Below are 15,802 nucleotides of genomic sequence, written 5' to 3'. Positions count from 1 at the left end.
TTATCAAATCCCCTGTTTTGTATAATACATGTAACTGTCCGGGTCCATGAGCAGTTACGAATTCATATCTTTTTAAGAATCATGGACGGAGGCTGAAATTCTGGATAGAGTTTGCTATATTTCCTTTCAGGGTAATGCTGAGTTTATCCGTGATATCCCCATAATCCTCCTTCATCCCGTCCTTAATCCAGTCCAGCATGATTCCCACGAACCCGTATTTGTAAAAATCTGCAATGAAGGCCATTTCCTCTTCCGTAATATCAAGCCCCGCTGACTTCTCCTCCACAACACCGATCAAAAGGCTGTGGGTCAGCTTGAACAGATAATTCTCGATCTGCTCACGGCTGAGCGTACGGTACACGTTCATGATAAAGGGCTTATTTTCAATGACAGCCTCAAAAATCTGCTGCAATCCTTCCTGCCATGTATCATAAGTTTTCTTTCCCTGGAGCGCCCGTCTGGCATCCTCCAGACATACCCATTCGATCAGGTCATATATATCTTTGAAGTGATAGTAAAACGCCATCCGGCTGATTCCACAGTCATTCGTTAAATCGCTGATTGTAATCTTATCCACCGGCTTTTGCAGGAGCAGTTTTTTCAAAGACGTTTCCAGTGCATATTTTGTTGTATTTGACATGATGAACTCCTTCCTCTTGGCATCGCAAAATAGATTGCTTACCTGAATTGTACACAATTTTTACGAAAAAGGAAAGAGTCCTCTCTTACATTATCTACTTAATCAATTCCACTTCTACCGGGATGGATTTCTCCACACTCTCACCGCTGATCATCTTCAATGCTGTCAATACGGCGGTCTCTCCCATAAGCTCCGGTTTCTGTGCAACTGTTGCCGCCATTTTCCCTGCCTTTACTGCTGCCACTGCATCATCAGTCGCGTCGAAACCGACCACTTTGATATCCTTCCCGGATGCAGCGATCGCCTCTACGGCTCCGAGCGCCATCTCATCATTGTGTGCAAATACACCCTTGATCGCTCCGTCAGACTGCAGGATATTTTCCATAACGTTCATCCCCTCTGCACGGTTAAAATTTGCAGACTGGCTTGCCACAACGTCAAAGTCCTGATCCGCTACCAGATGGAAGCCATCTCCGCGGTCAATTGTTGCAGATGCGCCCGGAACACCCTGAATCTCCGCAACCTTTGCGCCTTCTCCAATCAGTTCCTTCAGGTACTCCGTTGCCATTTTTGCACCCTCCACGTTATCAGATGCGATCTGGCAGTCTACTTCCGCACCGTTTACCACACGGTCCACAGAAATGACTTTGATCCCTTTTGACAGCGCATCTTTTACTACAGGGCCCACTGCATCAGAATCTACCGGATTAACGATCAGCACGCTCACGTTTCTGGAAATCAGATCTTCGATGTCACTTGTCTGCTTAGCTGCGTCATCTCCGGCATCTACGACGATCAGATCTACATCTTCCTCTGCCGCTGTTTCCTTTGCCCCGTCGGAAAGGGATACGAAGAACGGGTTATTCAGTGTGGATACAGAGAAGCCGATTGCACCGCTACCCTCCGAAACAGTTCCCGAATTATCCTCTCCGTCTATTGTGATTGCATTGCATCCTGTTGCTGTAAATAAGACTGCACATGTCAGTACTGATACTATTAATTTCTTTAATCTCATAACTTTCACCTTTCCTTTCTCTAACGCTTGCGGTCTGACAGTACGGCAACGAGGATGACAAGCCCCTTGATGACATCCTGATAATAGGATGAAACACCTAAGATGTTCAGTCCGTTATTTAATACTGCAATGATCAGCACACCGATCAGTGTCCCGTATATTTTTCCGCGTCCGCCGCTCATACTTGTTCCGCCAAGCGCTACTGCCGCGATCGCGTCCAATTCATATCCGTCACCGAGTGTCGGCTGTGCGGAACCGAGTCTGGAGAGCAGGATCAGACCTGAAAGAGCTGCCATGAAACCAGAAATTGCATAAGCTATAATTTTTGTCCTGTGAATGTTGATTCCGGCAAGTTTTGCACACTTTGCATTACTTCCAGTTGCATAGATTGCACGTCCGAACGTTGTTTTCTGCAGCAGGATGTAAAATCCGATAAAAATAAGGAGCAGCAGGATAACCGGGATCGGAATATGGTAGAAATTCCCTTTCCCAACAACTTTTAATGTAAAGCTGTCTCCAAGGTTGGAAATCGGCTTTCCATTTGTAAAAATCATTGTCAGGCCGCGGTAAACTGTCATCGTAATCAATGTTGCAATAAATGGCTGGAGCCTTCCTTTTGTCACAAGTACACCGCTCACACAGCCGAGCAGTATCCCGATCACAAGTGCAAGGAGCATTGCCAGACCTACCGGCACGCCGTTTACGATCATGCCTGCACACAATGCGGTCGAGAGGGCGAGCACAGAGCCGACTGAAAGGTCGATGGCATCTGTCAGGATGACGCACGTCATACCGAATGCGATCAGTCCGTTGATGGAAGACTGGCGCAGCAGGGATAAAAAGTTATTCCATGTTCTGAATTCAGGGCTTACACAACTGATTCCCACTACAAGCAGAATCAACGCGATCAGGGCGCCCAGATCCTGGGCATGATTTAAAATTTTCTTTTTCTCATTCATTAGATTGTTCCTCCTGTTGCTAACGTCATAACATTTTCCTGATTTGCTTCCTCTTTGCTTATGATTCCTCTGACAAGGCCTTCACGCACTACCATGACCCGGTCACTCATCCCAAGGACTTCCGGCAGTTCAGAGGAAACCATGATGATAGCCACACCCTTTGCCGCCAGCTTATTAATAATGGTATATATCTCCTTCTTTGCACCGATATCCACCCCCCGGGTTGGCTCATCCAGAATGAGGATTTTCGGGTCTGTATAAATCCATTTTGCAAACACAACCTTCTGCTGGTTTCCACCGCTTAAATTATTACACTCGTGATCCGGTCCGAAGCATTTGATGTGAAGTTCCTCTATTGCCCTGCTCACCAGGTCCGCCTCTTTTTTCTTCTTTAAAAATACATTCCGGCTGGATACTTTATCCAGATTGGCAAGTGCAACGTTTGTCTGGATGCTTTCTTCCAGCATCAACCCTTCGGTCTTTCTGTCTTCCGTGATAAATCCAATTCCGTATTTCATTGCCTGCATAGGTGATTTAATCTGTACTTCTCTGCCTTCAATCAGGATATGCCCGCTGTCATAGGAGAGGTTTCCGAAAATTGCCTGCATGATCTCCGTACGCCCGGCGCCCATGAGCCCGGATACCCCAAGCACTTCGCCTGCACGTACCGAAAAGCTTACGTTCTGGAAAACGCCCTCTTTTGTGAGGCCTTCCACACTGAGCATTTCTTCTTTTATTTCACAGCTTCGTGCTGGATAGCGTTCCCCGATCTCACGCCCGATCATCATCTTGACAATTTCATTCATGTTTGTATCCGGGATGTTCTTCGTTCCTACATAGGTTCCGTCCCGCAGCACAGAAATACGGTCGCAGAGTTCAAAAATCTCTTCCATGCGGTGGGATATGTAAACGATGGAAACACCTGATTTCCGAAGCCCCTGAATGACTTCAAAAAGCACTGCTGTCTCACTCTGTGTAAGTGCTGCCGTCGGCTCATCCATGATAATGACTTTGGCATCCACCATCAGCGCTTTACAGATCTCTATCATCTGTTGCTGCCCGACAGACAGATTGGACATCGTCTCTGCCGGGGAGATGGATACTCCCAGCCTGTTCAGTGCTTCCTCAGCCTTTTTCCTCATTGCTTTGGAATCACAGAGGCCAAATCTTCCTTTGATCTCCTTCCCCATGAAAAGGTTTTCTTCCACCGTCAGATCAAACAGCACGTTTAATTCCTGATGGATAAATACGATTCCGTCCTTCTCCGCTTCCTGAGGATTCCTGTAGTGGACCTCTTTGCCATCCACATACACTTCCCCGGCATCCTTTGTATATACGCCGGTCAGTATCTTCATCAGTGTAGATTTCCCGGCGCCATTTTCCCCCATCAGCGCATGGACTTCCCCGTCACCTAAGACAAATCCGGCATCTTTCAGAACCTGATTGGTTCCGAAGGCTTTGTCAATTCCTTTCATTTCTATCTGCATACTTCTTCCTCCTAAAGGTCCCCTGAATCCGGCTGCTCTTAAAACAGGCAGGCTGACTGCAGGATGATATTTGCATATGGTGTTGTCTCTCCGGTCCTGACCACGGCCTTACATGATTTTGTTCTTTTTTTCAGTTCTTCATGAGGGACATACTCTGTTTTGAAACCGGTTTCAAAAGTAACAGATAACGACTGGATTTCATTTAAAACCTCTGGATTCTTTTCTTTCATTTCTTCCGCAAGCACTATTTTTTCAATCTTCATGTCTGCGGACACCGCTTTCAGTACATCTATGAAAGACGGCATGCCTTTCATAAGTGCCAGATCAATGCGTTCTGTCTCCTCCGGGACAGGAAGTCCACAGTCCCCGATTGCAATCGTATCTGTATGCCCCATATAGGAGAGCACCCTTGAAATATCTGCATTTAATATTCCTGATTTTTTCATCACTTTTCCTCCTTTCTTTCCTTCTATATCCTGTTAAGCTCTGCCGTTACCTCTTCGAATGTCGGCATACCGCCCTGTGCCCCAAATTTTTCTGTTGAAAGGCTGGCTGCAATATTCCCAAATTTCAGGGCATCTTTTACACTTTCACCTTTTACAATCTGTACTGTAAATGCCCCGTTCAATGTATCTCCGGCACCTGTTGTGTCTACAACTTCCGCCCTGCGTGCAGGAACCAGCAACACTTTGCCTTCTGCAAGGCACATGCTGACACCTTTTGACCCTTGAGTGATGAGAAGTTTCTCCGGATATTTCTGAAGAAGTTCTTCTGTCGGGATTTCTTCGCCGAAAATAATCTTTGCCTCATGCTCATTCGGGGTCAGATAGGTGACCAGATCAACGATCTCCTTTTTCACCGGTCTTGCAGGTCCCGGATTAAGCACAACCTTTACATTATTTTCATGACAGAGGCGGATAACATATTCATTTGTCTCCTGTGGTATCTCATGCTGCAGGACTACGACCTCAGACTGGAGCAGGTCCTCTTTGATACTGTCTACATATTCCTTATCCACACAGTCATTCGCTCCGGCCACCACGATGATCGTATTATCATTCTCTCCGACCGTAATCAGGGCAATCCCCGTCGGTACACCGTCCACAGCACGGATATTGTCTGTCTTAACCCCCATGTCCTTCAGATTCTGAACCAGTTCTTTCCCTGCACTGTCATTCCCGACGCACCCGAACATTTCCACATCCGCGCCCAGCTTCGCCATTGCCACTGCCTGATTCGCACCTTTCCCTCCGGGAATATACTTTAAATCCTCACCCTTAAGAGTCTCACCCTTGAGCGGAATCCGTTCCGCTTTTACTGTCATATCCATGTTGATGCTGCCTACCACTGAAATCTTCATAAAAATCCCTCCTGCTTATGTTACTTAGGCCTGGTCTTTTCAGGCCTTAATTACCTTGTTTTTCGTTGTTTCCCGCTGGATCAGTTTTACTTCAAAAATGTTCTTCTGGGGTACTTCTTTTCCTTCGATATGGTCAATCAGTATCTGAGCCGCCTTTGATCCCATCTCTGTAATTGGCTGGGCTATCGTCGTGAGTTCGGGGGTCATCAGCCTGCTCATGATGATATTATCAAACCCGATCAGTTGGATATCCTTAGGGACCCTTTTCCCATGCCTTGTCAGTACCTTGTAGGCTGAGATTGCAGCCATGTCATTTGCGGCGATGATGCCGTCTGCATCTGGATATTCCCTCAAAATTTTTTCTGTACTCCTCAATCCGTCTTCATAATCATACAGACAGTCCACAAACTGCACTTTTACATTCTTTTCCCTGCATATGTCCAGATATCCTTTATACCGGTCCCTGCCGCTGGACAGATTCTGCGGTCCACGCATTGCCACAATATTCCTGCAGCCAGCCGCCAGCATGTGTTCCATGCTCATGCGGCCTCCCTCATAGTTATCGGAAATGATGCTTGCCACCTCATTTTTATGCCTTACTGCACGGTCCAGTACAACAACCGGAATCCTGGCATCCGCTATCTGGTCGAATATCTCCTCCTCATTCGTCAAAAGGATGATTCCGTCCGCATTCATCCTTCCCAGAAGTTCAATGCTGTTCTTTTCTTTTTCAATGTTATCATTGGAGCTGCAAAGTGTAAGCCTGTAACCGCGCTCATATGCTTCTCCCTCGATTGCCTTTGCCATCTCATTGAAGAATGGGTTCTCGATATTTGGCACGATCACACCAATCAGGTGGGCCGATTTCTTATATAAGGTCCTTGCAGCTTCATTTGGTTTGAAACCGGTTTCCTGTATAACCTGCTGTACACGCTGTTTTTTTACTTCATCCACATTTGCCGTGCCGTTCATTACTCTTGATACAGTCGCCGGAGAAACACCGGCCAGCTTTGCAACATCTCTTATACTAATCATTCAAGTCACTCCATTCGTCAGTTTGTGTGTATTTTACCTTTTGAAACCCGTTTCAAGCTTGATTTCATTATATGTTTTGTATATTATTTTGTCAATCCATTTTACATCATTCATATTTTTTTGGATGTTTTGTATATTTTTAAGCATATTTACCAACTGAAACCTCCTCCGGATTTAGTCAAAACATACAATACCCAGACTTATCACAAGTCCAGATACCGTATCTCATCCCCAGTAAATTAAATATGCATGCCATCGCGATCTGCGGGACATGCATATCCTTTCATAGCCGGTTCGGCTACTCTACTTCAAAATGGCTTACTAATTCCATTAACAGCTGCGCCTGACTGGCCAGTTCTTCACTTGCCGCAGCACTTTCTTCCACCGTAGCAGAATTCGTTTGTATGACATCTGCGATCTGATTAATGCTCTCCCTGATCTGCCTGATGGAGACTGCCTGGTTTTCAGAGGCTGTTGTAATATGGCTTACAGATTTATTTACCTCCCCAACCCCCTTTACCACTTCTGTCAGTGACCGGTCCATCTCACTTGCCAGTTCCTTTCCCTTTTTAGCAGACTGGATACAATTTTCAATTAGCATCCTGCTGCTTTTAGATGCATCAGATGTCTTTGCAGCCAGGCTGCGCACCTCATTTGCAACTACGGAAAATCCCTTTCCTGCCGCGCCGGCACGTGCTGCTTCCACACCCGCATTTAATGCCAGAATATTAGTCTGGAAAGCAATGTCTTCAATTGTTTTGATAATTGCCCTAACCTCATTGGAACTCCTGCTGATATTCCGGACAGCGTCCATCATATCCTGCATATGCTCCCCGCTTACTACAGCATCACTTCCGACAAGGGCTGCTCTTTGATTGGCCCTTGCAGCATTTTTCGCATTCTCTTCAACCTTATCAGATAAATCATTGATCGAGTTGGATATCTCTTCCGATAGTGCCGCCTGCTCAGATGCTCCCTGAGCCTGAATCTGAGCACTCGAAGCAATCTGCTCGGATCCGGAAGATACCTGGTTGGAAGACTGCTGAATCTGGCATATTGTCTCACTTAAATCACCCTTGATCTTTTGAATGGAATACAGAACCTGCTCCAGATCTCCCACGTAGTATTCTTCCGCACTGCTTTGTATCTGGAAATTCCCTGAAGCCATTTCATTTAACAGATGGGATTCATCCTGAACGATTCTGGCCAGCAAATTCATTACATACCGCATGTCATCTGCCAGTTTTCCAAACTCATCCTCCGATTGATATTCGATTTTAATATCGGAAAATTCCCCTCTGGACAACTTCTGTGCAGCAGTCTCCAATTCTTCAACAGGCTTTGTGATTCCACGTGTAATGTAGACAGCAAAAACCATGCTGATGGCGACACTCATGCAGCCTAAAGCCAGTATCACTATTACCGTATTCCGCTGCCTGTCTTTCAGAGCGCTGATTAACTGTTCCCCTTTCTGATTGCCATTCTCAATTAAGCTGTCTAACTCCACCTTTGCCTTATTAATCACAACCCGATTATTTTTTTCCATATACGCAGCTGCTTCATCATTTCTATTTTCGGCGGCCAGTGCAAGAACATGTTCCCTCATGGGTTCCAGCTCTGTAAATGCTTCTTCAAGCCGGTTTACAATCTGTTTGTCACCCAGAAAATGTTCTTCTATCACCGGTAACTGCTCCTCTATGGCGGCAGCTGCATCTTTCGCATTCTGCTTTGCATCCTCTATAATCTCAGGATCGGTATTTGACATAGTCCGGTAAACTGCCTTCTGCATTTTTTCAAAATTAGAATTAATGATATTAGCACTTCCTTTTACGAGAAAAGGACCCTCATAAAAGGTTTGGATCTGGTTTCCCAGACTTACAAGATTCATAATGCTGACAACCATCCCCATAATCATCAATCCGAGTACTACCGCATAAGAAACGATTAATTTCTTCCTCACCCTCAAGTTTTTCACTGCAATTGCCTCCTGTGTAATATGTTCTATTGTAACATACTAAATATCCCTTATCAAGGAATACAGGGCAGCCGGACGAGTATCCTAAAATAACTATTTAAATATCAGATGAGATCTGGAAAAGTAACAGGTGGATAGTCCCGGCACTGCTCCCAGTGTTTCAATTTTTCCCGGAAAATGCAGGCAGTGCTATTTGAAGTCTAAAGATATTTTCCTCCGTATCTATTGTCATGTATCCACCGTACTTCTGCACGGAATACCGGATACTCTTGAGGCCATATCCATGACTGCCGTCTCTGTCTTTCGTGGATTCCGGCAGTTCTCCGTGGCGGATAATCTCTGACTCATAGTAATTTTCAAACTGGATGAACACCACATCCATGCGTACAAATGATAATACCGATATCATTCGTTTATCCGGTTCTTCAATCTGGCTCACACTCTCCACCGCATTTGTAAGGGCATTTCCGAATATGGCAAAAATGTCTATCGTTTCCATAAATTCAAAACATTTTCCATCCACCATACAGGCCATCGTAATCCCATTCTTTTCGCACCAGAGATTTTTCTCTGTCAGGATAGTATCCAGAATGTCGTTTCCTGTATTCACATAGGCATCATAGATCATCACAGACTCTTCCACTTTCCTGAGTACTTCTTCAGGTACCTTACCGCCTATGCCGCGCAATGCAGCCACCTGCTGTTTGAGATCATGGCACTTGTAATTGATCAATTCCAGATTCTCCTGATAACTCTCAAACTGGTTCATTTGCTGTCGTCTCAATTCACTCTCTGTCAGCATTTGTTCCTGAAGTGCCAGTTCCCTGGATTTATTGTATTGTGCCCAGAGAGTTACGATGCAGCAGAGCATGGCATATACCCTGCATATCCCGAACAGTTTTCCCCCACTGACTGTCTCCTGACTAAATACGGTTGAAATATGGCTTAATATGATGGTACTTAATAGTGTAATCATCATAAGTGCAAGTGACTGTCCACTCTCAATGCGGTATCTCCCATCTTTGACCAGATGTCTGATAAACAGAAAATAGACAGGTATACAAATTCCTGCAAGAGGCAGGTAATAATACAAACATAACCTGAGCTGGTCCATCTCAAATGTTTCACTGCCATAAGCCATGAACTCTGATATCGCAGTTACTGCCGAATAAAACAGATGCTGTGTCAGATAGACACAGGCAGCACAGTATACAGACTCCGTAAAACGGATTCGGCAGACCGCCCAGATCATCAGCACAAGAAATAAATACAAGGTAATATAGACGGATATTGTAATCCCTCGTGTAAATGTAAGATACTTCGCCCCGGTTATAGTCCCCGCCACTATCAGGCATAAAACCGCCATAAAACCGCTCTTGTAATTTTTCCGTTTCTTCACCGGCAGCATATAGATAATTCCAAATATAATAAGGGTTGGCACCATAATGACAAGTGCCCTTCCTTCTCCTGCCATGCCTGTCATTTCGCCAGCCCCTTTCCAATATAATCCATGACTGCTTTTAAAAATACTTTCTTTTTCGGTCTGCTGATCGGAATCCGTTCCTCCCCCACTACTACATATTCATCACGGTAGCTTGTCACATGATACAAATTGACTAAATATCCTGAATGACATCTTACAAAAAAACTTGATTCCAGTTCTTTTTCCATCGCCTGAAGTGTTCCGTAAAATTCAATTACACTATCCCGCGTATGGACATACAGATTATGGTTATACGTCTCCAGATAATAAATATCCCGCACAGAAACCTTGCGTTTTTCCCCGTCAACCGGCAGAAAAAGAAATTTTTCCTTCTTATTCCGCACGGTTTCAAGGGCTTTCTTCAACTTTAAGGCGAACTGAAAATACTTCACAGGCTTCACCACAAAATCCAGTGCATTGACCTCATACCCGTGGATTGCGTAATTCGCCATGTTTGTGATGAAAATAATCACCACCTCGGAATCCTTCTCCCGGATACGTTTTGCCGTCTTCATCCCATCCAGATGTGGCAGCATGATATCCATAAGGATAATATCAAAGTCCGGCGAATAGGCATCCAGAATCTCCAATCCATCATGAAAAACCGTCGTCTTAAAAGTCTCCTGATACTCTTTTTCATATTGCTCCAGATAATCTTTCAGCCTCCGGACAGACGCATTCTCGTCTTCCACGATTACAACATGTGCCATTTTCCCGCCCCCTTACGGATGATTCCTGATAATGATCAGGTTCTATGTTCCATCTTATCATAGTTATCCCTTATATTGAAGCGGTCCGTGGTACAATTTTATGCCTTTATCTTTCTGGGCCTGCGCCGTTTTATAATACTTCTGATCCACAGTATAATCAGCACCAGTGCAACTGCATCATAAATAATCTGAACCTTTGTTACAAGTGACACTGCCTTTTTCTCTACCGGTCGTATAACCGGATTCTTGGCTGTCTCATTATAAATTTTATTTTCATAGCCTGCATTTACCCACATGTATATGATGTTCTTGCTGGCTCTTCTAAGTGCCTGTCTGAATGTATCTGACTCTGTTTCAAACTGGAATTCCCCTTCAAACATGCCGTCCATCCATAAGTCTCCTCCGGCGCGGAGAGCGTGATCCATATTCATATATTTATGGTGATCACAATAATCTGTGATAATTGCACCTTTAAACCCTATTTCACCGCGGACCACATCTGTAAGCAGTGTTCTGCTTCCGCCTGCCCACACAGCTCCAAGACGGTTATAGGAGGTCATGATTCCGGTTGCCCCGCCCTCCTGGATTGCAATTTTAAATGGTTTCAGATATGTTTCACGTAAGGCCTGTTCTGTCATCCATGTATAGAGACCGTCTCTCATGGAATCCTGGTCATAGGCAATCAGATGCTTCATATAACGGTACATCCCTGAATCCAGTGCGCCTTCTACTGTTTTTGCTGCCAGTGCCCCTGAGAGAAAACTGTCTTCTGAATAATATTCATAGTTCCTTCCTCCAAGTGGGGTACGATGCATATTGAAGGATGGAGCATACCAGCCCTCGTAGCCTTTTTCGCCTGCCTGTGCCCCCTGAATATGCCCAAGCATCCAGGCCAGTTCCCTGTTCCACGTCCGTGCCACTACATTTTCATCCGGAAATCCAGTCGCTTCTTCCCCACCGCCTATGCCTGCCGTGAAGCCGCCAAACTGTGCCGGTCCGTCAAGTTCCTGATTATGGATTTTACCAATGGATTCTACATCATAATTCTTGGAATACCCGTGCAGCACCAGCCTTTCCATCTCTTCCACCGTCATCTGGTCCAGCAGGTCGTCCCATCTTTCATTGTCATAATCGGCTCCCAGTTCAAACGCAAGGTCAGTAAACCCATTTTCATCATACAGTACGAGACCATGATCCGCACCGGTTACAATTTTTTCGTCTGAGTCGTCGATCCATGCATCCGCCATTTCCTCTGTATAAAGGTTCAGTGCTTTGGCATTGTCTGTAAGCGCCCGGTCCGGTGTTTTTTCTGCCGGAAAGGTTCCTTTAAAGTCAGCTCTTGTCATATACCGGATGTTGGCATCAGTATCACTTCCGTCTACTGAAATGCCGTCCCCGGCATTTTCTCCTGTAAACTTATTGTCTACAGAGGCCCCTGTTACGGAATCATTTTCATAGTGGATTCCTTCACTTAACTGGTAAGAAATACTCATGCCGCTCCCTGCTGCCTCATGGGCATTACGCATCACTTTTACCTGATACTCCCCGGGGTCCAGTTCATATCCTGTCACTCCATTTCCATTGGCGTCATAGCAGTCATAGGATGCCATATCCTCTACATCAAAAGCCAGCGTCAGTTCCTGGCTTTCGCCCGGCTTAAGAATATCAGTCTTTCCAAATTCTGCCAGCTCCACCGCCGATTTTTCAATCCCACCCTTGATATAAGGAGGTGTATAGTACAATTCTACGACTTCTTTGCCCGATGTATCTCCTACATTTGTCACCTTCACAGTGACCTCAATCTGCCCGTCCTTTGTAAGCTCACTTCCGGCTTCTGGTACAGTTTTTACTATTTCATAATCAAATTCTGTATAGGAGAGGCCATATCCAAACGGGTACTGGACCACGCCTTCATAACCTTTGCCATATACATTATCCACATCGTCCCAGTATCCTTCTGCATCTGCTGTCTCGTACCACTTATAGCCAATATAGATTCCCTCGGCATAATCGACATAGTATAAACCTTCATAGAACGGGTTATCCCCTACATTACCGTTAGTTGTCTCCCCGTCTGCCGGATATAGTTTTTCTCCCTCGGTGTTGGTATACATCCCCTCCCCCTCTGCGCCAGCATTCGCAAATGCTGCGGATGATGACAGGTCATAGGCGTATGTATCCGCCGTTTTTCCGGACGGGTTTATTTCCCCATAAAGCACTGCGGGAATTACCGATGCCGCATTCACTCCAGTCGTCCCGGCCAACAGGCAGGAATCAATTCCCGGAATTGTCTCCAGAAATCCCATTGTCATAGCATTTGTTTCATTTACTACCACAATGACATTCTCGAACTGCTGTCCGCAATACTCCAGAAGTTCTTCTTCCTCAACAGAGATATCGAGATAGGTGCGGCTGGCATCTGTTATAACATCCGATTCCTCATAGGTTCCGTCTTTCGATGTACGGTTGATTTTATACTGTGTCTTTGGGCAGTCATTAGACTCGCCACAGTACCGGCCCAGAACTACGATCGCGGTATCTGAAAATTCCTGTGCACCTGTCAGCATTTCCTTTGTATAGTAATCTGTATCATGAACGGACGGTTCATATAGGCGGCACATCTGTGTACTGTATGTACTGAGCGCATTTGCATACGGTCTTTCCGCCATAAATTTTTCATACATGTCCGTCAGTTCTGTATTGTAGCTGATTCCATAGTCCTTAAGTGCTTTCAGGAAATCTGTTTCCACACCTGATATCTGGGCAGAACCAGAGCCTGAACCAAGCCATGCTGTTGAAGCCCATCCAAATACATTTACCTGCTTCGTATTCTTATTAAGGGGCAGTGTTTCCCCCTCGTTCTGCACCATTACAATGCCTTCTGCTTCCGTCTGGCAGGCGTATTCCTCCCCCTCTGACAGATACCTTTTCATTGTCTCCTTGTCACTCTTCACCTTGTAGGTTCCCAAAAAACCATCCGCAATAGGCCGTCCGATCGTTGCCGCTGCATTTAGGGCAACAGTAAGCACCAGAACAATCACCATTAAAATATGGATCAGGACCCTTCCCACTTTTTTCATCATTTCTTTCATTCCTCCTAAATCTTTCTCCCGATATACCAGTATACCGGGACAAAAGGCCATCCAATTGCATGCGGGCATGTATTGTATGGCCTTTTATCCCTGCCACTATTTAATTTAGCAGGATATATAAAAAAATGGTGTCTTTTCTCTTAACCTGTATTTTTTTCCCCTTAATTTGCTGATTCAAAATGAGTTTTTTTGAACCGTATTTACTGCTCCTCTAAGCTGCCAAGCAGCTGAAGGGGTTCCTTCTTTAAGCTTTCTTTCATGTAGCAGGAAGATATCAGCAATGCAGCCACTAACAGCCCTCCGCCCGTCCCCACTGCCAGAACGGGGTCCGGTTCCGGCCAATAGACCTTTTCTTCTTTTGTATTCTCTGTAATCAGATTGCTGTAAGCCGTATCAAAGACCACCTCCGTATCTGCCTTTTTTGCAGCTGTTTCTGTCGCTTTCCAGCCCGCTGTACTTCCCAGAATACTTCCAGCTGCGGCGAGTACGAGAATCCCGGTCAGAATAGATCTTGAACACTGCCGCTTCGTCCTTCCAAGCAGCCGTTCCACCGCAATACGTTCCTGCTGTCCGGTTATAAACAGGTTGGCGAAGAACAGCAGTATCATAACAGACATCACGCAGCCGCTGACCAGAAATATCCACGACATCAGCATACGGTTCTCAATCCCTTCCTTCAGCTGGCTGTAGCCCTTATCATAAAACGTGATCTTTAAGTCCTCAATCCCCTGCTTATCCCATTTGTCCATGAACTCCTGTATGGAGCCATTGGGGATCTGGAAAGATGTCGTAGCCCCGCGCATCCGGCTGAAAGCAGCGATATTATCTTTCCATGAATCCTCCGGAACCGCGTTCCAGGGAATCACTGCTTCATAGCGCCCGATCCCGTAGGAACCGGTGCCGGTATCCTTTATCGTATAGATTCCCACAATCTCATAATCCTGTTCGTTGAATACAGAGTATATCTCTCCCTGTGCGTTCAGAAATGAAAAACTCAGTCCCCCACCGCCTTTTCCTGAAAATGTATCTGTAGGTGCCTGTGCGTAATTGGCATAGTATAACGGAAGTGTCAGCTTATCCCCCAGAGATTTTCTAAGCAGTAAAGCCAGTGTATCCGGGATCAGGCAGACCTTCTTCCCACTCTGGTATTCTTCTTCTGTGATATCACGTCCCTCTGATATAACCACCTCATCCCGGTAAAAGGGCATCAGAAGCTTTGTACCGTCGACAGGCTGGACAGGAATCGTATGATCGTAACAATCCTGTTCCTGAGAAACTGCAAGCCAGCGTTTTCCCCTTTCTGTCTCATAGAACCCTTCCGTCACCTCATCGTATACCGGGCCTTCATTCATTTTGTCATATACACGCTCTCCATCCAGTGTATACTGTGTTGAACAGATGCCATCGGTTATCTGGTACTCTATAGTAAATTCATCTACTGCCTCACCGGCCGGCCTGCCGTGGACAGCCCCGCTCTGGCTTAGCTGCATGATATAAGTCTTTCCTGCCACAAATTCATCCGGGTCGGGGTTGGAATGTTCACAGACATAGACGACGTCGCTTCCGTTTAGATTTCCCTCCAATACCTTTAATACCCTCATTTTTACCGAATGGTCCGCCACTGCTGTCTCCTCAGGAGTCACTTCCACTGTGATCATCCAGTCATGTCCGACTCCCTCATACAGTTCTTTTACATAAGCGCCGAAATATGGACGCTGCCGCGGTTTCAGCAGATAATCCGCCCCTTCAAAATCCAGCACATCCTCACTGATTCTGTCCCCATAAACAGTGCCTTTGAAATATTGGTAGGTTTTTGATCCTGCATCCCAATAAGACACGGTTCTTGAACCGACAGCCGTCTGTTCCACGGTCCCTATTGTTGTAAATATCCTCTCAAACTCCTGCATTCCCGCCCTGCTCATGTTCCACAGGTTTCCTCCCAGGGCCAGAAAGAACGCTGATACTCCCATAAGAAGAAAGAACAGGAAACTTTTCAGGGGGCTTCGGAGCATCTGTTTCATGCTGTAATAAAATGTCATGCCATAC

Annotated in this window: 12 protein-coding genes; all 12 read right to left on the bottom strand. The window is 45.6% G+C overall.

Features of this window, described 5'->3' with window-relative positions:
• Nucleotides 1-79: 79 nt before the first annotated feature.
• The 12 genes from ABIN22_RS01850 to ABIN22_RS01795 all read right to left on the bottom strand — a co-directional run bounded on the left by ABIN22_RS01850 (nt 80) and on the right by ABIN22_RS01795 (nt 15,795).
• Nucleotides 80-640 (bottom strand): TetR/AcrR family transcriptional regulator, encoded by a 561-nt coding sequence (locus ABIN22_RS01850; RefSeq protein WP_346906237.1) that lies wholly within the window; start codon nt 638-640, stop codon nt 80-82.
• Nucleotides 641-734: 94 nt separating this feature from the next.
• Nucleotides 735-1,655 (bottom strand): D-ribose ABC transporter substrate-binding protein, encoded by a 921-nt coding sequence (locus ABIN22_RS01845; protein ID WP_346906236.1) that lies wholly within the window; start codon nt 1,653-1,655, stop codon nt 735-737.
• 20 nt (nt 1,656-1,675) lie between these two features.
• On the bottom strand, nt 1,676-2,614 hold the full coding sequence (locus ABIN22_RS01840) for an ABC transporter permease (RefSeq protein WP_346906235.1): 939 nt from the start codon (nt 2,612-2,614) through the stop codon (nt 1,676-1,678).
• Entirely contained in the window at nt 2,614-4,101 is a 1,488-nt protein-coding gene (locus ABIN22_RS01835; protein WP_346906234.1) for a sugar ABC transporter ATP-binding protein, read from the bottom strand. Before ABIN22_RS01835 ends, ABIN22_RS01840 begins: the two co-directional genes overlap by 1 nt.
• 38 nt (nt 4,102-4,139) lie before the next feature.
• Nucleotides 4,140-4,547: a D-ribose pyranase gene (rbsD, locus tag ABIN22_RS01830; RefSeq protein ID WP_346906233.1), complete on the bottom strand. Its 408-nt coding sequence runs from the start codon at nt 4,545-4,547 to the stop codon at nt 4,140-4,142.
• Between the two features lie 23 nt (nt 4,548-4,570).
• A complete protein-coding gene (rbsK, locus tag ABIN22_RS01825; protein ID WP_346906232.1) occupies nt 4,571-5,461 on the bottom strand; it encodes a ribokinase in 891 nt (296 codons plus the stop codon).
• A 39-nt stretch (nt 5,462-5,500) separates the two neighbouring features.
• Nucleotides 5,501-6,496 carry a LacI family DNA-binding transcriptional regulator gene (locus ABIN22_RS01820; protein WP_346906231.1) on the bottom strand — a complete coding sequence of 332 codons (996 nt, stop codon included), beginning with the start codon at nt 6,494-6,496 and terminating at the stop codon, nt 5,501-5,503.
• A gap of 298 nt (nt 6,497-6,794) precedes the next feature.
• Complete coding sequence (locus ABIN22_RS01815; RefSeq protein ID WP_346906230.1) at nt 6,795-8,471, bottom strand: methyl-accepting chemotaxis protein; 1,677 nt, start codon at nt 8,469-8,471, stop codon at nt 6,795-6,797.
• A 160-nt stretch (nt 8,472-8,631) separates the two neighbouring features.
• Nucleotides 8,632-9,954, bottom strand: a complete 1,323-nt coding sequence (locus ABIN22_RS01810) for an ATP-binding protein (RefSeq protein WP_346906229.1) — start codon at nt 9,952-9,954, stop codon at nt 8,632-8,634.
• The gene (locus ABIN22_RS01805) at nt 9,951-10,664 is read right to left on the bottom strand and encodes a LytR/AlgR family response regulator transcription factor (protein ID WP_346906228.1); all 714 of its coding nucleotides are present in this window, start codon (nt 10,662-10,664) and stop codon (nt 9,951-9,953) included. Before ABIN22_RS01805 ends, ABIN22_RS01810 begins: the two co-directional genes overlap by 4 nt.
• A gap of 98 nt (nt 10,665-10,762) precedes the next feature.
• Nucleotides 10,763-13,747 (bottom strand): glycoside hydrolase family 3 N-terminal domain-containing protein, encoded by a 2,985-nt coding sequence (locus ABIN22_RS01800; protein WP_346906227.1) that lies wholly within the window; start codon nt 13,745-13,747, stop codon nt 10,763-10,765.
• Nucleotides 13,748-13,956: 209 nt separating this feature from the next.
• Nucleotides 13,957-15,795 (bottom strand): FtsX-like permease family protein, encoded by a 1,839-nt coding sequence (locus ABIN22_RS01795; protein WP_346906226.1) that lies wholly within the window; start codon nt 15,793-15,795, stop codon nt 13,957-13,959.
• Between the last annotated feature and the right edge of the window lie 7 nt (nt 15,796-15,802).

The organism is Faecalicatena orotica, assembly GCF_905197545.1.
GTDB lineage: Bacteria > Bacillota > Clostridia > Lachnospirales > Lachnospiraceae > Faecalicatena_A > Faecalicatena_A orotica.
This window is presented reverse-complemented; position numbering and strand designations above follow the sequence as displayed.